Origin of the sequence: Pseudomonas cichorii, assembly GCF_019719005.1 — a bacterium.
GTDB classification, from domain to species: Bacteria; Pseudomonadota; Gammaproteobacteria; order Pseudomonadales; family Pseudomonadaceae; genus Aquipseudomonas; species Aquipseudomonas cichorii_E.
In genome coordinates this window covers 1-19,509 of sequence record NZ_JAIGPJ010000024.1, presented here as the reverse complement: position 1 = coordinate 19,509, position 19,509 = coordinate 1, and the positions used below count along the sequence as shown (strand labels likewise).

Sequence of the window (19,509 nt, the reverse complement as noted above, 5' to 3'; positions counted from 1 at the left end):
GTCCTCAGGCAGAAAGAAGTCGGCTAGGCAGCGGCTTATTCAGCGAGGTCCTGCTCCTCAATGGTGATGTTGTGGTTGGTGAACACGCAAATATCGCCAGCGATGTGCAAGGCAGTCTCGGTGATTTCGCGGGCCGACAGATCGGTCTTGAGCAGCAGCGCTCGCGCAGCAGCCTGGGCGAATGCGCCACCCGAACCCATGGCGATCAGGCCGTCTTCAGGCTCCACGACATCGCCGTTACCGGTGATGATCAGCGAAGCGTCCTTGTTGGCGACGGCCAGCATGGCTTCCAGGCGGCTGAGGGAGCGATCGGTACGCCAGTCCTTGGCCAGTTCGACAGCGGCGCGTACCAGATGGCCCTGATGCTTTTCCAACTGACCTTCGAAACGCTCGAAGAGCGTGAAGGCGTCAGCCGTGGCTCCGGCGAAACCGGCGATCACTTCACCGTGATACAGGCGACGTACTTTCTTCGCGTTGCCTTTCATGACGGTGTTGCCCAGGGAAACCTGGCCGTCGCCAGCCATGACGACTTTGCCGTGGCGGCGCACTGAAACGATGGTGGTCAAGGGGAGAGTCTCCACGCAGCGGGGCGAAAATGCCCTGATGCAGACTCATATGGGGGTGGGGTTGGGTATTTCAACCGCGAATTCATTTGCGAAAAAGCCAGTGATGAAGCTTTCGCGAATGAATTCGCTCCTACCGGGGCTGCTGTGTGCTTCCGTGGGAGCGAATTTATTCGCGAAGAGGTCAGAAGCCTGTGCTACTGCTTGCTGCGCTGTTGCAACAACAGGTTACTAAATCCGCCGCTCGCCAATTGCTTCTGGGCGGTGGTCAGTTGCTCGCGGTTGCTGAACGGGCCGACCAGCACCCGGTACCAGGTTTCTTCCTTGACCGTACCCGACTCCACTGTCGATGTCTGGCCGAGCAGGATGATCTGCGCGCGAACCTTGTCGGCATCTTCTTTCTTGCGGAACGAGCCCGCTTGCAGGAAGAACTGCGTTACCGGCGCCGGTTTCGCGGTCGCCACAGGCGGTGCCGGTGGTGGTGTCAGGCCGCTGAGGGCCGCCTGGGCGCGGGCGGTGTCGATCTTCGCCGCCTGTTCAGGTGACACCGGCGCAATCGGGGTCACGGGCGGTGGCGTCTTTTCCGGCACCGCTTCGTTCGGCACGATCACTTCGGATTCCGGCAGCAATGTGTAGAAGTCGTACTTGGGCTTGACCGGCGCTGTCGGGCTCGGTGGCGTCTTGTTCGCTTCGGCGATCTTCGCTGCCTTGGCCTCGGCCTTGGCGCGCTTGACGTCTTCACCGCCGGGTTCGAGCTTCATCAGAAAGACGATGAATGCGCCCACGGTCAAGCCAATCGCCAGCCATAACCATCCTGGAATCGGCTTCTTCGCGGGTGCCTGATAACGGCTGGCGCCCCGCTTGGGTGCCGGTTTCTTCTTCGCAACTGCCAACTTACATACGCTCCAGAGTTTCCAGACCCAATAGATCCAGGCCTTGCTTGAGAGTGCGACCGGTCAACGCTGCAAGACGCAGGCGGCTCTGTTGCTGATCGGGATTTTCCGCACCAAGGATCGGGCAGTTTTCATAGAAGCTGGAAAACAGACCCGCAAGGTCATACAGGTAAGCACAAAGAACGTGAGGCGTGCCTTTTTCTGCAACATTGTTCAGGGTTTCGGTGAACTGAGCCAGGCGTGCAGCCAGCTCCTGTTCCTGAGGCGCCTGCAGCACGATCTGGCCTTGAGTGGCATCGAACGGCGCACCCAGCTTGCGGAACACACCGGATACGCGGGTGTAGGCATAGAGCAGATACGGCGCGGTGTTGCCCTCGAAACTCAGCATCTGATCGAAGTTGAAGCTGTAATCGCTGGTGCGATGCTTGGACAGGTCGGCGTATTTCACCGCGCTGATGCCCACGGCCTTGGCGATGGTGCGCAGCTCGCTTTCGGCGACCTCCGGGTTTTTCTCTTTTACCAGCGTGTAGGCGCGCTCTTCGGCTTCGTCGAGCAGGTCGATCAGTTTGACGGTGCCGCCATCGCGGGTCTTGAACGGACGGCCATCGGCGCCGTTCATGGTGCCGAAGCCCATGTGCTCCAGTTGCATGCCTTCATGAACGAAACCGGCGCGACGGGCGACTTCAAACACCTGCTGGAAGTGCAGGGCCTGACGCTGGTCGACGAAGTACAGCACGCGGTCGGCTTTGAGGGTCTTGCTGCGGTAGCGGATGGCAGCCAGGTCAGTGGTGGCATACAGGTAGCCGCCTCCGGCCTTTTGCACGATGACCGGCAGTGGCGTGTCTTCGGCGGTGCGGAATTCTTCGAGGAAGACGCACTGGGCGCCGTTGCTTTCCACCAGCAGGCCGGAAGCTTTCAGGTCGCTGACGACATTGGCCAGATCGTCGTTGTAGGCGCTTTCGCCCTTGACGTCAGCGGGTGTCAGTTTGACGTTGAGGCGTTCGTAGGTCTTCTGGCAGTGGGACAGCGAGATCTCGTTGAAACGGTTCCACAGGGCCAGGCATTCGGCATCGCCCGCCTGCAACTTGACCACCAGACCGCGAGCGCGCTCGGCGAACTCTTCGGATTCGTCGAAGCGTTGCTTGGCGGCGCGGTAGAAGTTTTCCAGGTCCGACAGCTCGTCGCTGGTGGCAGGTTTTTCCTGCAGGTAAGCCAGCAGCATGCCGAACTGGGTGCCCCAGTCGCCCACGTGGTTCTGGCGAATCACGGTGTCGCCCAGGAACTCCAGAACATTGGCCACGCCGTCGCCGATGATGGTCGAGCGCAAGTGGCCAACGTGCATTTCCTTGGCCAGGTTAGGCGCCGACAGGTCGACGACCACGCGCTGGGCTGCGCCAGCCTTGCGGACCGACAACTGCGGATCGGCTAGTGCAGCATCCAGACGCGCAGCCAGTGCCTGAGTGTTCTGGAAGAAGTTCAGAAAGCCCGGGCCTGCGATTTCGACCTTGCTGACCTGCTCGTCGGCAGGCAGTGCAGCGATCAGTTTTTCAGCCAGATCACGGGGTTTCATGCCTGCCGGCTTGGCGAGCATCATCGCGATATTGCTGGCGAAATCGCCGTGAGTCTTGTCGCGGGCGTTTTCCACCTGAATCGCCGGCGTCAGCCCTTCTGGCAAGACGCCCTCGGTGACGAGACGGGTCAGGGCTTGTTGAATCAGCTGGCGAATGGTGTCTTTCATGATGCTCTCTTCAACCGCAAGCGCGGTGGCGCCGGGATGCGCGGGTGGAAAAACTGGGCATTATCCGTGGCTGGGGCAAGCTTGCCAACCTTTTAGCCTGATGTGCGGGGGTGTGTGCTTCGCGAATGAATTCGCTACGCAGACCGTAGGAGCGAATTCATTCGCGAAAAAGCACGCCCCCTCAATAAAGATCCACCGGGTCCACATCCAGCGACCAGCGCACCTGCCTGCCGCTGGGCATTTGTTCCAGCATCAGCAGCCAGGTGCTGAGCATGCGATGCAGCGGCGCGCGGGCGTTTGCCTGGACCAGCAGTTGCGCCCGGTAGCGTCCGGCGCGTCGCTCCATGGGAGCAGGGACTGGCCCCAGTAGTTCAACGCCGCTCAGGTTCATTTGGGCCAGCAACTGCTCGGCTTCGGCGCAGGCCTGATCGAGGAATTCCTCTGCCTGCCCCGGCTTGTGGGCTTCGGCGCGCAGCAGGGCCAGATGCGAGAAGGGCGGCAAGCCGGCAGCGCGTCGCTCGCTCAGGGCCTGTTCGGCGAAGGCGAAGTAGCCTTGCTCGGTCAACTGGATCAGCAGTGGATGATCGGCCAGATGGGTCTGGATAATCACTTTGCCCGGCTCTTCGGCGCGCCCGGCACGTCCGGCTACCTGCACGATCAGCTGCGCCATACGCTCACTGGCGCGGAAATCTCCGGAAAACAGCCCGCCATCGGCGTCCAGAATCGAAACCAGCGTCACTCTGGGGAAGTGATGCCCTTTGGCAAGCATTTGCGTGCCCACCAGAATGCACGGTTGCCCGCGCTGAATGGTGGCGAATAACTGATTCATCGCGTCCTTGCGCGACGTGCTGTCACGGTCGACGCGCAATACCGGGTAATCCGGGAACAGAATCGCCAGCCGCTCCTCGGCCCGTTCGGTGCCTGCGCCCACGGGCCGCAGATCCACCTTGCCGCACGAGGGGCACTGGCGCGGTACACGCTCCACATGCCCGCAATGGTGGCAGCGCAGCTCGCCGGAACGCTGATGAACGGTCATGCGCGCATCGCAGCGCTGGCAGCCCGACAGCCAGCCGCAATCGTGGCACAGCAAGGTGGGTGCAAAGCCGCGACGGTTGAGGAAAACCAGCACTTGCTGGCCCGCCGCGAGGGTCTGGCCGATGGCTTGCTGCATCGGCCCGGAAATGCCGCTGTCTAGCGGGCGGCTTTTCACGTCCAGACGCAGAAAGCGTGGCTGTTGCGCGCCGCCAGCCCGCTGGTTCAGGCGCAGCAGGCCATAACGGCCGGTATAGGCGTTGTGCAGGCTTTCCAGTGAAGGCGTGGCCGAGCCCAGCACAATCGGGATGTTTTCCTGTCGCGCACGGACCAGCGCCAGATCCCGGGCGTGGTATCGCAGGCCTTCCTGCTGTTTATAGGAGCCGTCGTGCTCTTCGTCGATGATGATCAGGCCTGGATTCTTCATCGGGGTGAACAGCGCCGAACGGGTGCCGATGATGATGTCGGCCTCGCCATCCCGTGCCGCCAGCCAGGCATCCAGTCGTTCGCGGTCATTGACGGCGGAGTGCAGCAGGGCGATCCGGGCATTGAAACGCTGCTCGAAGCGCGCCAGGGTTTGCGGCCCGAGGTTGATTTCCGGGATCAACACCAGCGCCTGCTTGCCGGCCTCCAGGGTTTCGCGGATCAACTGCAGATAGACTTCGGTCTTGCCGCTGCCAGTAACGCCCGCCAGCAGGAAAGCGTGAAAACTGCCGAAACCGGCCCGGATCGCTTCGCAGGCGGCGCGCTGCTCGGTATTGAGCGGCAGTTCCGGCTGCGCCAGCCAGCGCTCATGGCGCGCTGCCGGTGCATGGCTGCGGACTTCAACCTCTACCAGCCCTTTGGCCAGCAGCAGATTGAGGCTTTCCTTATTAAGCATCAGCTTGCTGAGCAACTGATGCGCCACGCCATGGGGATGCTGGGCCAGTGTGGTCAGGGCTTCGCGCTGCTTGGGCGCGCGGGCGATGCGCGGGTCGTCGACACTTGCGCCAGGTGTAACGTGCCAGAAGCGTTCCTGGCGTGTTTCGGCCAGTTCGCCCTGGCGCAGCAGAACCGGCAGCGCCCAGCTCAGGGTGTCGCCCAGGCTGTGCTGATAATACTGGGATGTCCACAGGCACAGCTTGAACAGTGACGCAGGCATGGGCGTCTGACTGTCGAGCAGTGCGATGGCTGGCTTGAGCTTTTCGTCGGGGACTTCGCTGTGATCGACCACTTCCACCAGAATGCCGATCATTTCCCGTCGGCCGAACGGCACCCGCAGACGCATGCCAGGCTGCAAGGCACTGCGCGAGACTCCGGCGGGTGCGCGGTAGTCGAACAGGCGGCGAAGCGGCGAGGGCAGGGCCAGGCGCAGGATGGCGTTTGGCAAGCGATGCTTCCTGTGGTGGATGAGGAAAGAGGGGGCGATCTTAGCAGACGACCGGTTTAAAGGTTCGCTTGCGTCAGACGGATTGTCTGGTAATATCCGCCGCCTGATTGCGTGCGGTATTCAACAATAGTGTTGGGTGGCGGCTCGCTAGACCGAGGAAGTATCCATGAAAGCTGATATCCATCCAGTTTACGAAGCCATTGACGCTACTTGCAGCTGCGGCAATGTCATCAAAACCCGTTCGACTCTCGCCCAGCCTCTGAGCCTGGACGTTTGCAACGAGTGCCACCCGTTCTACACCGGTAAGCAGAAGACTCTGGACGTTGGCGGCCGTGTCGACAAGTTCAAGTCGCGTTTCGGTGCGTTCGGCGCAACCAAAGCCAAGTAATGTTGGCCGCTCTGGGCTGGCGTATGCGCTACTCCAGGCAGCTTGAAAAGGCATCCCTCGTGGGTGCCTTTTTTATGGCTGCGATTTGGTCATCCGGTGCCCAGGCATTCTGCCCTGCACCTCAAGGGCTCCCGGTTGCCCAGGTGCAGCGGGTGGTGGATGGCGACACCTTGCGTCTTGTCGATGGGCGCAATGTCCGCATGATCGGCCTCAATACCCCCGAAACCGGCAAGAGCGGCCAGTCCGCCGAGCCTTTTGCCGTGGCCGCCCAGCGCCGCCTGCAGGCGCTGGTGGATGAAAGCGGCGGTCAGGTCAGTCTGCGGGTCGGTGAGCAGGCACAGGACCATTACGGTCGCACGCTGGCCAATGTCTATGGTCGTAACGGCGCCAATCTCGAAGCGCAGATGCTGGGCGAAGGCCTGGGTTATCTGGTGGCGGTTGCGCCCAACGTGGCGCTGGTCGATTGCCAGAAAAGCGCGGAACTCAAGGCGCGTCAGGCCGGATTGGGCGTGTGGCGCAATTCGCCGGTCCAGTCCGCCGGGCAGATCGACAAAGGCGGCTTTGCCCTGGTTTCCGGACAGGTTCGGGATGTGCAGCGCAATCGCGGCGGTATCTGGATCGAGCTGTCGGACTCTGTGGTATTGCGCATCCCTCCCGAACAGATTCCTCTGTTCGATTCCAGCCTGCTTGATCGCCTCAAAGGCAAGCAGATCGAGGCGCGCGGCTGGGTGGTGGACCGTTCCCGGCGCGGTGGTCTAGAGTCAGGAAAGGCGCGCTGGATGATGCCGATTACCCATCCGGTCATGCTGAGCTTGTCGAGTCGCTAGCATTCATTGCCCGAATCCGGTTTTTTACTGATCAGTGGTGCGCAGTTTTCTGTTCCGGGCCTCTAAGCGTAAAGTCTATACCTGCGCCTATTGACAGCAGTGACTGGTCAGTCTTGTTAGGACTATGCATCTTGCGTATCCTCGGCGGTCCGTCTGTCCCACAGTAAAAAAGCGGAATCCCTAAATGTCAGATTTGAAAACTGCCGCGCTCGAATACCATGCCAATCCACGTCCTGGTAAATTGAGCGTCGAACTCACCAAGCCGACCGCAACTGCTCGTGACCTGTCCCTGGCCTACAGCCCTGGCGTTGCTGAACCTGTGCGTGAAATTGCCCGTGATCCTGAACTTGCCTACAAGTACACCGGCAAAGGCAACCTGGTAGCAGTTATTTCCGATGGCACCGCGATCCTGGGCCTCGGCGATCTGGGCCCATTGGCTTCCAAGCCGGTCATGGAAGGTAAAGGGGTTCTGTTCAAGCGTTTCGCCGGTATCGACGTTTTCGATATCGAAGTCGATTCCGAAAGCCCGCAAGCTTTCATCGACACCGTAAAACGCATCTCCATCACTTTCGGTGGCATCAACCTGGAAGACATCAAGGCACCCGAGTGCTTTGAAATCGAAAAGGCCCTGATCGAACAGTGCGACATCCCGGTTTTCCACGATGACCAGCACGGCACCGCCATCGTGACTGCTGCCGGCATGATCAACGCCCTGGAAATCGTCGGCAAAAGCCTCGACACCGCCAAGATCGTCTGCCTGGGCGCTGGCGCTGCTGCCATCTCCTGCATGAAGCTGCTGGTGAGCATGGGTGCGAAGATCGAGAACATCTTCATGGTTGACCGTACTGGCGTGGTTCACTCCGGCCGTACCGACCTGAACCAGTACAAGGCTGTGTTCGCCCACGCGACCGAAAAGCGCACCCTGAGCGAAGCTCTGGATGGCGCTGACGTGTTCGTCGGCTTGTCCGGTCCTAACCTGCTGAGCGCTGAAAACCTGAAGCTGATGGCCAAGGATCCGATCGTGTTCGCCTGCTCGAACCCTGATCCGGAAATCTCCCCTGAGCTGGCTCACGCTACCCGTGACGACGTGATCATGGCCACCGGTCGTTCCGACTACCCGAACCAGGTCAACAACGTTCTGGGCTTCCCGTTCATCTTCCGTGGTGCTCTGGACGTTCGCGCCAAGCGCATCAACGAAGAGATGAAAATCGCAGCGGCCAATGCTCTGCGCGAACTGGCCAAGCTGCCTGTTCCTCAGGAAGTCAGCGACGCCTACGGCGGCATCAAACTGGAATTCGGTCGTGAGTACATCATCCCGAAACCAATGGACGCTCGCCTGCTGGGCCTGATCTCCGACGCAGTAGCCAAGGCTGCCATCGAGAGCGGCGTGGCTACCCAGCCGTATCCGAAGCACTACCCGCTGACCAGCGTGGATGATGTGTTTAAGGGTTGATTCCAGCCCCATAAAAAACCGGCCTTTGGGCCGGTTTTTTTATGGGGCTGGAAGCGACAAGCAGCAAGTTACAAGCTGCAAGCAAGAGCCACTCAAACCTCTCTTGCAGCTTATAGCTTGCCGCTTGCCGCTGGGGGCTCAGCCCCCCTCCCTCTCCCACAACGCATAATGAACCTGTCCAGCCTTTTTCTCGCGGTGCAGTCTCCAGTTACCCGGCAGGCCGGTGGTGGAGGGTGCGTTTTCGCTTTCGGTGTAGATCCAGGCGTTTTCTGCTAGCCAGCCGCGTGATTCAAGCAGGGCGCAGGCCGAGGCCAGCAGGCCCTGGTGGAAAGGCGGGTCGAGGAAGACGACGTCGAACGGCGTTGCCACGGCTGTTTCCAGATGGCGCAGGGCGTCGGCCTGGGCGATCTGGCCTGTCGTGCAGTTCAGCAGGTTCAGGTTCTGGCGCAGGCTGGCGATGGCGGCAGCGTTGCTGTCCAGCGCCAGGCCCATGCTGGCACCACGCGACAGGGCTTCGAAGTACAGCGCACCGCTGCCGGTGAAGACATCCAGCACCTTGGCGCCCGTGATATAGGGCGACAGCCAGTTGAACAGGGTTTCGCGCACGCGATCGGGTGTCGGGCGCAAGCCGGGTGCGTCGGGGAAGGTCAGGCGGCGGCTGCCCCATTCTCCCCCGATGATGCGAAGTTGGCCCAGGCCGTTATGGGTCTTCGGACGTGGATTGGCCATTAGTGCTCCGGAACCCCTGTAGGTCGTTGAACGGGTTTGTCGGTGGGCGGCGGCAGCGGCTTTTGTGGCACTGTCGGGCCAACCGTGACGATCACCATCTTGTCGGCGCTCAGGTGTTTGTTCATGGCGGTCTTGACCTGCTCGACCGTCACGGCTTGTGCCTGAGTCATGTAATCCTCAAGAAAGGTCAGCGGCAGGTCATAGAACCCGATGGAGCCTAGCTGGCCGACAATTGCCGAGTTATTGGCGGCGGTCAGCGGGAAGCTGCCGGTCAGCTCGCGTTTGACGTCGTCGAGTTCTTTCTGGGTCGGGCCATTGGCGAGGAAGTCTCGCACGATGTCCTGGACCAGTTTCAGGGTGTTCTCGCTCATGTCGGCGCGGGTTTGCAGGCCGATCGTGAAAGGTCCCAGCGCCTGCATCGGGGAGAACCCGGACGACACGCCGTAGGTCAGGCCGCGCTTTTCGCGGACTTCAGTCATCAAGCGACTGCCGAAACCGCCACCGCCCAGGATCGAGTTGCCGATGCTCAGTGCCGCGTAGTCCGGGTCGTTACGATCGATACCGATCTGCGCCAGCATCAGGTGAGTCTGGTTGGACGGGAACTCGATATGCGTGCTTGCAGGCTTGGGTTCGACAGCCTTGGCGATCTTCGGCAGTGCCGGGCCTTTTGGAAGCGATGCCGAGACCTGCGCGGCGATGGCTTGCGCTTCGTCCCGTGACAGGTCGCCGACCAGTGCGATGACCGCATTGCCAGCCGCATAGCCCTTGGCATGAAAGGCCTTGAGCTGGGCGAGGGTGATGGCGTTGATGCTTTTGGCATCGCCGTCACTTGGGTGTGCGTAAGGATGGTCACCGTACAGTTTCTTGAACAGTTCCTGACCGGCAATGGCGCCCGGGTTCTGCTTTTTCTGCTCGAAACTGGAGAGCAACTGGTTCTTGATGCGGGCCAGTGAGTCGGCAGGGAAAGTGGGTTTGCCCACGACTTCCCCGAACAGCTTCAGGGCAGGCTCGCGTTTGTCGGTGGCGCTGAGGCTGCGCAGCGAAGCCACGGCCATGTCGCGGTAGGAACCGTTGCCGAAATCGGCACCCAGGCCTTCAAAGCCCTGGGCGATGGCGCTGACATCCTTGCCCTTGACACCTTCATTGAGCATGGCGTTGGTCAGCAGTGCGATGCCGGGCGAGGCTTTGTCCTGGCTGCTGCCTGCGGCGAAGATCAGGCGCAGGTCGAACATCGGCAGTTCGCGGGATTCGACGAACAGCACCTTGGCGCCTTCAGCGGTGTTCCAGGTCTGGATGTTCAGTGCGCGGCGGGCCGGTGCTTTGCCGTCCAGCTCCTTGAGGGTCTGCAACTGGCTGCCCAGTTGCGCGGGGGCCGGGCTGGCATCGCTGCCTGCGGCGTTGTCTGCCAGAGCCGGCTGGGCAACGAATGCGCCGAGCGAAACGCTCAGGGCCAGGCCCAGCAAGGCGTGACGGGGAGTATTGCGCTTGATCATTTGGCTTTCTCCTCAGGCAGAGCGTGTGCAACGCTGAGGCGTTCACGGGTGAAGTAGGTGTTGGCGGCTTTCTGAATGTCTTCAGGGGTCACGCTTTGCAGGGCAGCCAGCTCTTCGTCGATCAGCTTCCAGGAAAGGCCGACGGTTTCCAGCTGGCCGATGGTGGTGGCCTGGCTGGTGATCGAATCGCGCTCGTAGACCACACCGGCAATCACCTGGGCCCGCACGCGCTCCAGCTCTTCGGCCGACGGTGCCTTGGTTTTCAGGTCATTGAGCAGACGCCAGATGCCAGCCTCGACATCGGCCAGGGTCTTTTTCTTCTGCACGTTGGGGGTCGCGCTGATCATGAACAGGCTGTCGCCGCGCACGAAGGCGTTGTACATGGACGATGCGTTGGATACCAACTCTTCGCCACGCTCCAGACGGGTCGGGATGCGGGCGCTGTAGCCGCCGTCGAGCAGAGCGGAGATCAGGCGCAGGGCATTGATAGAGCGCTGGTCTTCAGCGGTGCTCAGGCTCGGCACGTTGAAACCGAAAATCAGGCTCGGCTGCTGAGTCTTGACGTGCATGCTGATGCGGCGTTCGCCTGGCTCTGCCAGTTCCAGCGGTTTTTTCGCTGGCGGCACATCGCGGCGCGGGATCGAGCCGAAAAAGCGCTCGGCCAGGGCTTTGACTTCGTCAGGCTGTACATCGCCGACCACCACCAGCGTGGCGTTGTTCGGGGTGTACCAGGATTGGTACCAGTGACGCAGATCCTCGATCTGCATGCGGTCCAGGTCTTTCATCCAGCCGATGGTCGGCGTGTGATAGCCGCTGGCCGGGTAGGCCATGGCCTTGAAGCGCTCGAACACCTTGCTCATGGGCTTGTCATCGGTGCGCAGGCGGCGTTCTTCCTTGATGACTTCGATTTCGCGGCTGAACTCGTCGGCAGGCAGCTTCAAGGTAGCCATGCGATCGGCTTCCAGCTCCAGCGCCACGCTCAGACGGTCGCGAGCCAGCACCTGATAGTAGGCGGTGTAGTCGTCGCTGGTGAAAGCATTCTCTTCCGCGCCCAGGTCCCGCAGGATCAATGAGGACTCGCCGGGACCTGTCTTGCTGCTGCCTTTGAACATCATGTGTTCGAGTGCGTGGGACAGACCGGTCTGGCCCGGCGTCTCGTAGCTGGAGCCGACCTTGTACCAGATCTGGGAAACGACCACCGGTGCGCGGTGGTCTTCACGAACGATGACTTTCAGGCCATTGTCCAGGGTGAACTCATGAGTAGGCTGTGGATCGGCGGCCAATGCTGTCAGAGGCAGACAAATCGTGCTGAGCAGCAGGCCAGCGGCGCGGCGGGCTAGAGCATTCATTCGTAATTTGAACCTGTAAGACTGCCCGCTTGAACTTAGCGTCGGCGGGCGCGGGGGTGTTAGGATACTGATCCGTTTGCGACAGAAACAGCCTTCATTAGCCAAGTGCGAGTGAAACCTGTTCAAATCGCACTTAAACACCAGGCCTATTTAACGACGGCCTGATGAACAAGCAGCCTTAAAAGCAGTCTTGGTTACATGTCAGAATTTTCCGAAACGTCATATGGCGTTTCGCTACCTTGAGATAGCCGTCCTCCATGTTTGGTTCCAACGACGACAAGAAGACCCCAGCCGCGGCTGGAGAAAAGAAAGGCCTGTTCGGATGGCTGCGTAAAAAGCCGCAGGAAGCCGTAGAACCTGCGCCAGAGTTATCCACAGCCCAGCCCGAGCCGGTTACCGACGCGACGCCGCCTGTCGAGCCGCCACGTGCCCCTGAACCTTCACACGAAGCCGCCGCGCCAGAGCCTCATGGGCATGTGCAGCCGGGTGAGCCGGCTCCGCAGCCCTGGCTGACCTTGCCGGTGGCTGAAGAGCCGGTGGCCTTCACCGATGAGCGTGAGGTTCATGTCACGCCGCCGATTGCGCAGCAGGTGCATGTGGCTCCCGAGCCTGTGATCGAGCCTGCTCCGCTGCCGGAAGCTGCGCCAGTCGTTGTTCCTGAGCCTGAGCCCGTTGCAGTGGTAACGCCGATTGCCGCTCCTGTGGTGGAGCAGCCGGTTGCTCCTGTTGCCGCACCGGTCGCCGAGCCTGTTGCCGAAGCCGCGCCAGTTCCAGTCGAGCCAGTAGTGGCCGAGGCCCCCAAGGCGGGCTTCTTCGCCCGCCTCAAACAGGGCCTGTCGAAAACCAGTGCCAGCATTGGCGAAGGCATGGCCAGCCTGTTCCTGGGCAAAAAGGCCATCGACGATGATCTGCTGGAAGAAATCGAAACCCGCCTGCTGACCGCAGACGTGGGTGTCGAAGCCACCTCTGTAATTATCCAGAGCCTGACCCAGAAGGTTGCGCGCAAGCAATTGACCGACGCTCAGGCGCTGTACACCTCGCTTCAAGGCGAACTGGCGGCGATGCTCAAGCCTGTCGAGCAGCCTCTGGTCATCAAGGCCGAGCACAAGCCGTTCGTGATTCTGGTGGTGGGCGTCAATGGCGCGGGCAAGACCACGACCATCGGCAAGCTGGCCAAGAAACTGCAACTCGAAGGCAAGAAAGTCATGCTGGCGGCGGGTGATACCTTCCGTGCTGCTGCCGTCGAGCAATTGCAGGTCTGGGGCGAGCGTAACAGTATTCCGGTCATCGCCCAGCATACGGGTGCCGACTCGGCCTCGGTTATCTTCGATGCCGTGCAAGCCGCCAAGGCCCGTGGCGTCGATGTGCTGATCGCTGACACCGCAGGTCGTCTGCACACCAAAGACAACCTGATGGAAGAGCTGAAAAAGGTTCGCCGGGTGATCGGCAAGCTGGATACCGAAGCGCCTCACGAGGTTCTGCTCGTACTGGACGCCGGCACCGGCCAGAACGCGATCAATCAGGCCAAGCAATTCAACCAGACGGTCACCCTGACCGGCCTGGCGCTCACTAAACTCGATGGCACGGCAAAAGGCGGTGTGATCTTCGCCCTGGCCAAACAGTTCGGCCTGCCGATCCGTTATATCGGCGTGGGCGAGGGTATCGACGATTTGCGTACCTTCGAAGCCGAACCCTTTGTTCAGGCTCTGTTTGCGGAGCGGGAGCGTACATGATTCGTTTCGAGCAGGTCGGCAAGCGTTATCCGAATGGACATGTCGGACTGCATGAGCTGAGCTTTCGAGTACGTCGCGGTGAGTTCCTGTTTGTTACTGGCCACTCCGGTGCCGGTAAAAGCACCTTGCTGCGCCTGTTGCTGGCCATGGAGCGCCCGACAACTGGCAAATTGATGTTGGCGGGTCAGGATCTCGGGCAGATCAGCAACGCCCAGATCCCGTTCCTGCGGCGCCAGATCGGTGTGGTGTTCCAGAACCACCAGTTGCTGTTCGACCGCACTGTTTTCAACAACATCGCACTCCCCTTGCAGATTCTGGGGCTGTCCAAGGTCGATATCGCCAAGCGTGTGGATTCGGCGCTGGAACGTGTGGCCTTGTCCGACAAGGGCGAGCTTTATCCCGGCGACCTGTCCACCGGTCAGCAACAGCGCGTCGGTATTGCCCGTGCCATCGTGCATCGCCCGGCCTTGCTGCTGGCCGATGAACCCACTGGTAACCTCGACCCACGATTGGCTGCTGAAATCATGGGCGTATTTGAAGATATCAACCGGCTGGGCACCAGTGTATTGATCGCCAGTCACGATCTGGCGCTGATCGCACGTATGCGTCATCGCATGCTGACTTTGCAACGCGGTCGTCTGATCGGTGACGGGGAGGCCGGAGCATGAGTGCCACTCGCAGCCCCAAGGTTTCGGATCGCGTCGCGCCAAAGGCCGCAGATCCAGCACCGCAGAAACAGAAGAAGCGCCAGGATCACGATGATGACGGTCCGGACTTCAACACCCTGCTGGCGGCCTGGCTGGAAAGCCACCGCTCCAGCCTGCTCGACAGCCTGCGCCGTCTTGGCAAGCAGCCAATCGGTAGTTTCTTCACCTGTCTGGTGATGGCGATTGCCCTGAGCCTGCCCATGGGCCTGTCATTGCTGCTGAACAATGTCGAGCGCCTGGGCGGTTCCTGGCAGCGTGCGGCGCAGATATCGATCTACATGCACCTGAACGCCAATGCGGCCGATGGTGCCCGTTTGCGTGACGAAATCAAGGCCATGCCCGGCGTTGCCGAAGCCGAGTACATCAGCAGCGAGCAGGCGCTGGGCGAGTTCCAGCAGCAGTCCGGGCTGGGTGAAGCGCTCAAGGAATTGCCACAGAACCCGTTGCCGGGTGTGGTGCTGGTCACGCCGACTGAAGTCGACAAGCCGGCACTTGAAGCCCTGCGAGCCCGACTGGCCGAACTGCCCAAGGTGGAACAGGCCCAGCTTGATCTGGTCTGGGTGGAACGTCTGGCAGCGATTCTCAAGCTAGGCGACCGTTTCGTGTTCGGCTTGACGGTCTTGCTGGTTTCCGCTTTGCTGCTGGTTATCGGCAATACCATCCGTCTGCATATCGAGAACCGCCGTACCGAGATTGAAGTCATCAAACTGGTGGGCGGTACAGACAGCTATGTGCGCAGGCCTTTCCTTTATATGGGCGCGTTGTACGGTTTCGGGGCGGGTTTCCTGTCCTGGGGAGTACTGGCGTTTGGCCTGGACTGGTTGAACGATTCGGTTGTCGGATTGGCCGGTCTCTATGGAAGCGACTTCGCGCTGGCGGGTGTTCCCCTGGCCGATGGTCTGTCGCTCTTGCTTGGAGCGGTCCTGTTAGGGTATATCGGTGCTTGGATTGCGGTCGCCCGCCATTTGCGAGAGCTGGCGCCACGTTAAAGTGAATTTTGTTTAACCCATTGACTATTCAGCAGAGGGAACTTGTCTAGCGGTTCCCGGTCAATTTTCGCAGTGCTGAACTGCACGAGTCATGAGTTGGAGGTTTTTTCGGTATGACCACTTCTTTGCAACCTGCATATGCATTAGTCCCGGGTGCGAACCTGGAGGCTTACGTGCACACGGTGAACAGCATTCCCTTGCTGACGCCTGAGCAGGAGCGTGAACTGGCTGAGAGTCTCTACTATGACCAGGATCTGGATGCGGCTCGTCAGATGGTCCTCGCTCACCTGCGTTTCGTCGTACACATCGCGCGCAGCTATTCGGGTTACGGTCTGGCACAGTCCGACCTGATCCAGGAAGGCAACGTTGGCCTGATGAAGGCCGTCAAACGATTCAACCCCGAGATGGGCGTGCGTCTGGTGTCGTTTGCCGTGCACTGGATCAAGGCGGAAATCCACGAGTTCATCCTGCGCAACTGGCGTATCGTCAAGGTCGCCACGACCAAGGCGCAGCGCAAACTGTTCTTCAACCTGCGCAGCCAGAAGAAACGTCTGGCCTGGCTGAACAACGATGAAGTGCATCGCGTGGCCGAAAGCCTTGGTGTTGAGCCTCGTGAAGTGCGCGAGATGGAAAGCCGCCTGACCGGTCAGGACATGGCCTTCGATCCGGCGTCGGAAGCCGATGACGACAGCGCGTTCCAGTCGCCGGCCAACTACCTGGAAGACCATCGCTACGATCCTGCGCGTCAGTTGGAAGATTCCGACTGGAGCGACAACTCCACGGCCAATCTGCATCAGGCTCTGGACGTACTGGACGAGCGTAGCCGCGACATCCTCTACCAGCGCTGGCTGGCAGAAGAAAAAGCCACGCTGCACGACCTCGCGCAGAAGTACAACGTCTCCGCCGAGCGTATTCGCCAGCTTGAGAAGAGCGCGATGAACAAGCTCAAGACATCGATCGCTGCGTAATACGCAAAACGCCCTGATGAACTCAGGGCGTTTTTGTATCTATTTCGCGAATAAATTCGCTTACCGAGCGAATTCATTCGCGAAAGCTGACAGTCAAAGCTTTCGGCTATTGTTCAGCTCTGCCAGATAACCATCCCCACCCAACTGACGCATCTGCTGACGAATCCAGCCTGCGCGACGTGAGACGTAGCTGCTGGGATGGCTGGCGCTCCATTGGCGCGGATTGGGCAAAACGGCGGCGAGATAACTGGCCTGTTGCGTCGACAGGGCGCTGGCGTTGATGCCGAAGTGATGCTGCGCGGCGGCTTGTGCGCCGAATACGCCTTCATCCCACTCGACGCTGTTCAGGTACACCTCAAGAATGCGCTCTTTGGACCACAGCAGCTCGATCAGGGCCGTGAACCAGGCTTCCAGCCCCTTGCGCAGATAGCTGCGGCCCGACCACAGAAACAGGTTCTTCGAGACCTGCTGGCTCAGGGTGCTGGCACCGCGTATCGAACCGCCACGCTCGTTGTGCAGAATCGCCGCCTGAATGGCGCTGATATCAAAGCCCCAGTGCTCGGCGAACTTCTGGTCTTCACCGGCAATGACCGCGATTTTCAGGTTGTCGGAAATTTTGTTCCACGGCTGCCAGGAGCGCTGCAGATCAATGGGCTCGCCATCGATCCATGATTCAATCTTGCGCTCGACCATCAACGCCGTACCCGGTGGTGGCACCCAGCGCAGGACAAGAACCAGAACGAAACTGCCCGCTGCGAACCACAGCAGGATTTTGGCGACACGATGCAAGAGAGAACGCAGCATAGAGATGGCTTGGCCGAACCCGTTGAGCGGGCCATTATACAGACCGTGCGCCATTGGACGATTTTTGACTGGAGATCCTTGATGCTTCGTAGCTTCCTGATGCTTGCTGCCTTTTTCGGCTTTACCGGCGTAGCCCTCGGCGCATTCGCTGCCCACGGCCTCAAAGGTCGCCTGAGCCCCGAGTATCTGGCGATTTTTCATACCGGTGTGCTTTACCAGCTGGTGCATGCGCTGGCCTTGCTGGGCGTGGCTGTGCTCGCGGCCCAGATTCCCGGTCGATTGGTCACCTGGGCCGGCTTTTCCTTTGCCATCGGCATCGTGCTGTTTTCCGGCAGCCTGTATGCGCTGACCCTCAGCGGCATCGGCAAGCTGGGGATCGTGACGCCCTTCGGCGGTCTGGCTTTCCTGATCGGCTGGCTGACCCTGGGCGTTGCGGCCTGGCGTCTGGGTGGCGTATCCCAGTGAGCGCGAGCCGCGCTTGAGACGAATGGCTCGGCTTTGCCTTGGTCATACCGGCTGATCGGGCTAGAATGCTGGCCCCTAAAATGATGGCTGCTATCGCGCATGCACATTCAGTTGAACGGTGAATCCTTTGAATTGCCCGATGGTGAAACCGTCGCGGCGTTGTTGGCTCGTCTGGATCTTGCCGGACGCCGGGTAGCCGTCGAGCTGAACCTGGATATCGTGCCTCGCAGCCAGCATGAATCCACAGCCCTGCGCGAAGGCGATCAGGTCGAAGTGGTCCATGCCATCGGCGGCGGCTAGCCCCGGCACAGCAATGCCCCCTTGTGCGAGTTAAAGAGGATTTCCGATGAGCAATGTTCGCAGCGACAAGCCATTCATCCTGGCCGGTCGGACCTTTGAGTCGCGTCTGCTGGTAGGCACCGGCAAGTACGTGGATATGGAGCAGACCCGTCTGGCTATCGAAGCCTCGGGTGCTGAAATCGTCACGGTCGCCGTGCGGCGCACGAACCTGGGCCAGAACCCGGGCGAGCCGAACCTGCTGGACGTGCTGCCGCCGGACCGCTACACCATTCTGCCCAACACGGCGGGCTGCTTCGATGCTGTCGAAGCGGTGCGTACCTGCCGTCTGGCCCGCGAACTGCTCGACGGGCGCAATCTGGTGAAGCTGGAAGTGCTGGCCGACCAGAAAACCCTGTTCCCCAACGTGATCGAAACCCTCAAGGCTGCCGAAGTGCTGGTCAAGGACGGTTTTGACGTGATGGTTTACACCAGCGACGATCCGATCATTGCCCGTCAACTGGCGGAAATCGGCTGCATCGCCATCATGCCGCTGGCCGGCCTGATCGGTAGCGGTCTGGGAATCTGCAACCCGTACAACCTGCAGATCATCCTGGAAGAAACCAAGGTGCCGGTGCTGGTGGATGCCGGTGTCGGTACTGCTTCCGATGCAACCATCGCCATGGAGCTGGGCTGCGAAGCCGTGCTGATGAACTCGGCCATTGCCCACGCCCAGCAACCGGTCATGATGGCCGAGGCCATGAAACACGCTGTAATTGCCGGTCGTCTGGCGTATCTCGCCGGGCGTATGCCAAGAAAACTCTATGCCAGCGCATCTTCGCCGCTGGATGGCCTGATCAAGTAAGAGCCCGTTGATGACTGATTCGCACGTTCCACACCCAGAGTCGCCTGCTACTGAAGAAGGCGAAGAGCGCCATCACCGCCGCATCAAGAGCTTCGTGATGCGCGCCGGTCGCATGACCGAAGGCCAGCAGCGCGGTCTTGATCAAGGTCTGCTGAAGTTCGGGTTGCAGCTGACGGACGCGCCGGTTGATTTCGACCAGGTGTTCGGTCGCTCGGCGCCGCGTACTCTGGAAATCGGTTTCGGCATGGGCCACTCGCTGCTGGAAATGGCGGCGGCTGCGCCCGAGCACGATTTCATCGGTGTCGAAGTGCATTCGCCGGGTGTGGGCGCGTTGCTCAATGGCGCGCTGACTCAAGGCCTGACCAACGTGCGGGTCTACGATTGCGACGCTATCGAGGTGCTGAACCGCTGCATCGCCGATAACAGCCTTGATCGTCTGATGCTGTTCTTCCCGGACCCATGGCACAAGAGCCGTCACCACAAGCGCCGCATCGTGCAGCCCGAGTTCGCGGCATTGGTGCGCAGCAAGCTCAAGGTCGGTGGCGTGTTCCACATGGCTACCGACTGGGGCCCGTATGCCGAGTACATGCTGGAAGTGATGAGTGCTGCACCTGGTTATCGCAATCAGGCAGAAGACAACCAGTATGTCCCACGCCCGCCCGAGCGCCCGATCACCAAGTTCGAGCGCCGTGGTGAGCGGTTGGGGCATGGTGTGTGGGATCTGAAGTTCGAGAAGCTGGCTTAAAACCGGTTCGCGAATGAATTCGCTCCTACACGGGTGATGAACTGCCCCCAAGAAGTTGGACACCCATCCAACCCTTGGGGGACGTTATGAGTAAGTACACAGAATCATTCAAGCTCACCGCCA

The 19,509-nt window shown here is 60.5% G+C and carries 19 protein-coding genes; 11 read left to right on the top strand and 8 right to left on the bottom strand.

Annotated elements, in window-relative coordinates; genetic code table 11:
• Positions 1-35: 35 nt before the first annotated feature.
• The 4 genes from hslV to K5D32_RS17070 all read right to left on the bottom strand — a co-directional run bounded on the left by hslV (position 36) and on the right by K5D32_RS17070 (position 5,595).
• Complete coding sequence (gene hslV / locus K5D32_RS17085) at positions 36-566, bottom strand: ATP-dependent protease subunit HslV (protein ID WP_025262300.1); 531 nt, start codon at positions 564-566, stop codon at positions 36-38.
• 194 nt (positions 567-760) lie between these two features.
• Positions 761-1,456 (bottom strand): SPOR domain-containing protein, encoded by a 696-nt coding sequence (locus K5D32_RS17080; protein WP_025262299.1) that lies wholly within the window; start codon positions 1,454-1,456, stop codon positions 761-763.
• 1 nt (position 1,457) lies between these two features.
• Entirely contained in the window at positions 1,458-3,194 is a 1,737-nt protein-coding gene (argS, locus tag K5D32_RS17075; RefSeq protein ID WP_221601175.1) for an arginine--tRNA ligase, read from the bottom strand.
• Between the two features lie 181 nt (positions 3,195-3,375).
• Positions 3,376-5,595 carry a primosomal protein N' gene (locus K5D32_RS17070; RefSeq protein WP_221577237.1) on the bottom strand — a complete coding sequence of 740 codons (2,220 nt, stop codon included), beginning with the start codon at positions 5,593-5,595 and terminating at the stop codon, positions 3,376-3,378.
• Positions 5,596-5,761: 166 nt separating this feature from the next.
• Here K5D32_RS17070 and rpmE point away from each other — a divergent pair, with 166 nt between their 5' ends.
• The 3 genes from rpmE to K5D32_RS17055 all read left to right on the top strand — a co-directional run bounded on the left by rpmE (position 5,762) and on the right by K5D32_RS17055 (position 8,263).
• Positions 5,762-5,983 carry a 50S ribosomal protein L31 gene (rpmE, locus tag K5D32_RS17065; protein ID WP_025262296.1) on the top strand — a complete coding sequence of 74 codons (222 nt, stop codon included), beginning with the start codon at positions 5,762-5,764 and terminating at the stop codon, positions 5,981-5,983.
• A 23-nt stretch (positions 5,984-6,006) separates the two neighbouring features.
• Positions 6,007-6,810, top strand: coding sequence for a thermonuclease family protein (locus tag K5D32_RS17060; RefSeq protein WP_221601215.1), 804 nt, complete (start codon positions 6,007-6,009; stop codon positions 6,808-6,810).
• Between the two features lie 184 nt (positions 6,811-6,994).
• A complete protein-coding gene (locus K5D32_RS17055) occupies positions 6,995-8,263 on the top strand; it encodes a malic enzyme-like NAD(P)-binding protein (RefSeq protein ID WP_025262294.1) in 1,269 nt (422 codons plus the stop codon).
• A 138-nt stretch (positions 8,264-8,401) separates the two neighbouring features.
• Here the strand turns inward: K5D32_RS17055 and rsmD are convergent, their stop codons facing one another.
• Genes rsmD through K5D32_RS17040 form a run of 3 tightly spaced genes read right to left on the bottom strand, consistent with a single transcriptional unit; the run spans position 8,402 to position 11,834 of the window.
• Entirely contained in the window at positions 8,402-8,992 is a 591-nt protein-coding gene (rsmD, locus tag K5D32_RS17050) for a 16S rRNA (guanine(966)-N(2))-methyltransferase RsmD (protein ID WP_221601174.1), read from the bottom strand.
• Positions 8,992-10,485 carry a pitrilysin family protein gene (locus tag K5D32_RS17045; protein WP_221601173.1) on the bottom strand — a complete coding sequence of 498 codons (1,494 nt, stop codon included), beginning with the start codon at positions 10,483-10,485 and terminating at the stop codon, positions 8,992-8,994. The genes rsmD and K5D32_RS17045 overlap by 1 nt, the downstream gene beginning before the upstream one ends.
• Positions 10,482-11,834 carry a pitrilysin family protein gene (locus K5D32_RS17040; protein WP_117182527.1) on the bottom strand — a complete coding sequence of 451 codons (1,353 nt, stop codon included), beginning with the start codon at positions 11,832-11,834 and terminating at the stop codon, positions 10,482-10,484. The genes K5D32_RS17045 and K5D32_RS17040 overlap by 4 nt, the downstream gene beginning before the upstream one ends.
• 257 nt (positions 11,835-12,091) lie before the next feature.
• Here K5D32_RS17040 and ftsY point away from each other — a divergent pair, with 257 nt between their 5' ends.
• The 4 genes from ftsY (at position 12,092) to rpoH (ending at position 16,231) form a co-directional block, all read left to right on the top strand.
• Positions 12,092-13,567 (top strand): signal recognition particle-docking protein FtsY, encoded by a 1,476-nt coding sequence (gene ftsY / locus K5D32_RS17035; protein ID WP_221601172.1) that lies wholly within the window; start codon positions 12,092-12,094, stop codon positions 13,565-13,567.
• On the top strand, positions 13,564-14,235 hold the full coding sequence (gene ftsE, locus K5D32_RS17030; RefSeq protein ID WP_025262289.1) for a cell division ATP-binding protein FtsE: 672 nt from the start codon (positions 13,564-13,566) through the stop codon (positions 14,233-14,235). The genes ftsY and ftsE overlap by 4 nt, the downstream gene beginning before the upstream one ends.
• A complete protein-coding gene (gene ftsX, locus K5D32_RS17025; protein WP_200993717.1) occupies positions 14,232-15,263 on the top strand; it encodes a permease-like cell division protein FtsX in 1,032 nt (343 codons plus the stop codon). The genes ftsE and ftsX overlap by 4 nt, the downstream gene beginning before the upstream one ends.
• Before the next feature lie 113 nt (positions 15,264-15,376).
• A complete protein-coding gene (rpoH, locus tag K5D32_RS17020; protein ID WP_198725241.1) occupies positions 15,377-16,231 on the top strand; it encodes an RNA polymerase sigma factor RpoH in 855 nt (284 codons plus the stop codon).
• A 93-nt stretch (positions 16,232-16,324) separates the two neighbouring features.
• Here the strand turns inward: rpoH and mtgA are convergent, their stop codons facing one another.
• Positions 16,325-17,035, bottom strand: coding sequence for a monofunctional biosynthetic peptidoglycan transglycosylase (gene mtgA, locus K5D32_RS17015; RefSeq protein ID WP_221577230.1), 711 nt, complete (start codon positions 17,033-17,035; stop codon positions 16,325-16,327).
• 81 nt (positions 17,036-17,116) lie between these two features.
• Here mtgA and K5D32_RS17010 point away from each other — a divergent pair, with 81 nt between their 5' ends.
• From K5D32_RS17010 to trmB, 4 genes are all read left to right on the top strand, one after another.
• Positions 17,117-17,500: a DUF423 domain-containing protein gene (locus K5D32_RS17010; protein WP_117166448.1), complete on the top strand. Its 384-nt coding sequence runs from the start codon at positions 17,117-17,119 to the stop codon at positions 17,498-17,500.
• A 99-nt stretch (positions 17,501-17,599) separates the two neighbouring features.
• On the top strand, positions 17,600-17,800 hold the full coding sequence (gene thiS, locus K5D32_RS17005) for a sulfur carrier protein ThiS (RefSeq protein ID WP_201003880.1): 201 nt from the start codon (positions 17,600-17,602) through the stop codon (positions 17,798-17,800).
• A 46-nt stretch (positions 17,801-17,846) separates the two neighbouring features.
• Positions 17,847-18,641 carry a thiazole synthase gene (locus K5D32_RS17000; protein WP_221577229.1) on the top strand — a complete coding sequence of 265 codons (795 nt, stop codon included), beginning with the start codon at positions 17,847-17,849 and terminating at the stop codon, positions 18,639-18,641.
• A 97-nt stretch (positions 18,642-18,738) separates the two neighbouring features.
• A complete protein-coding gene (trmB, locus tag K5D32_RS16995) occupies positions 18,739-19,386 on the top strand; it encodes a tRNA (guanosine(46)-N7)-methyltransferase TrmB (protein ID WP_221601214.1) in 648 nt (215 codons plus the stop codon).
• Positions 19,387-19,509 lie beyond the last annotated feature (123 nt).

Bases quoted from the DNA above. Each gene is read 5' to 3' on its own strand.
- mtgA (WP_221577230.1), bottom strand. From the start codon at position 17,035: ATGCTGCGTTCTCTCTTGCATCGTGTCGCCAAAATCCTGCTGTGGTTC.
- ftsX (WP_200993717.1), top strand. From the start codon at position 14,232: ATGAGTGCCACTCGCAGCCCCAAGGTTTCGGATCGCGTCGCGCCAAAG.
- K5D32_RS17045 (WP_221601173.1), bottom strand. From the start codon at position 10,485: ATGATCAAGCGCAATACTCCCCGTCACGCCTTGCTGGGCCTGGCCCTG.
- K5D32_RS17010 (WP_117166448.1), top strand. From the start codon at position 17,117: ATGCTTCGTAGCTTCCTGATGCTTGCTGCCTTTTTCGGCTTTACCGGC.
- argS (WP_221601175.1), bottom strand. From the start codon at position 3,194: ATGAAAGACACCATTCGCCAGCTGATTCAACAAGCCCTGACCCGTCTC.
- K5D32_RS17055 (WP_025262294.1), top strand. From the start codon at position 6,995: ATGTCAGATTTGAAAACTGCCGCGCTCGAATACCATGCCAATCCACGT.
- K5D32_RS17060 (WP_221601215.1), top strand. From the start codon at position 6,007: ATGCGCTACTCCAGGCAGCTTGAAAAGGCATCCCTCGTGGGTGCCTTT.
- ftsE (WP_025262289.1), top strand. From the start codon at position 13,564: ATGATTCGTTTCGAGCAGGTCGGCAAGCGTTATCCGAATGGACATGTC.
- rpoH (WP_198725241.1), top strand. From the start codon at position 15,377: ATGACCACTTCTTTGCAACCTGCATATGCATTAGTCCCGGGTGCGAAC.
- rsmD (WP_221601174.1), bottom strand. From the start codon at position 8,992: ATGGCCAATCCACGTCCGAAGACCCATAACGGCCTGGGCCAACTTCGC.
- ftsY (WP_221601172.1), top strand. From the start codon at position 12,092: ATGTTTGGTTCCAACGACGACAAGAAGACCCCAGCCGCGGCTGGAGAA.
- thiS (WP_201003880.1), top strand. From the start codon at position 17,600: ATGCACATTCAGTTGAACGGTGAATCCTTTGAATTGCCCGATGGTGAA.
- K5D32_RS17000 (WP_221577229.1), top strand. From the start codon at position 17,847: ATGAGCAATGTTCGCAGCGACAAGCCATTCATCCTGGCCGGTCGGACC.
- trmB (WP_221601214.1), top strand. From the start codon at position 18,739: ATGCGCGCCGGTCGCATGACCGAAGGCCAGCAGCGCGGTCTTGATCAA.
- K5D32_RS17040 (WP_117182527.1), bottom strand. From the start codon at position 11,834: ATGAATGCTCTAGCCCGCCGCGCCGCTGGCCTGCTGCTCAGCACGATT.
- rpmE (WP_025262296.1), top strand. From the start codon at position 5,762: ATGAAAGCTGATATCCATCCAGTTTACGAAGCCATTGACGCTACTTGC.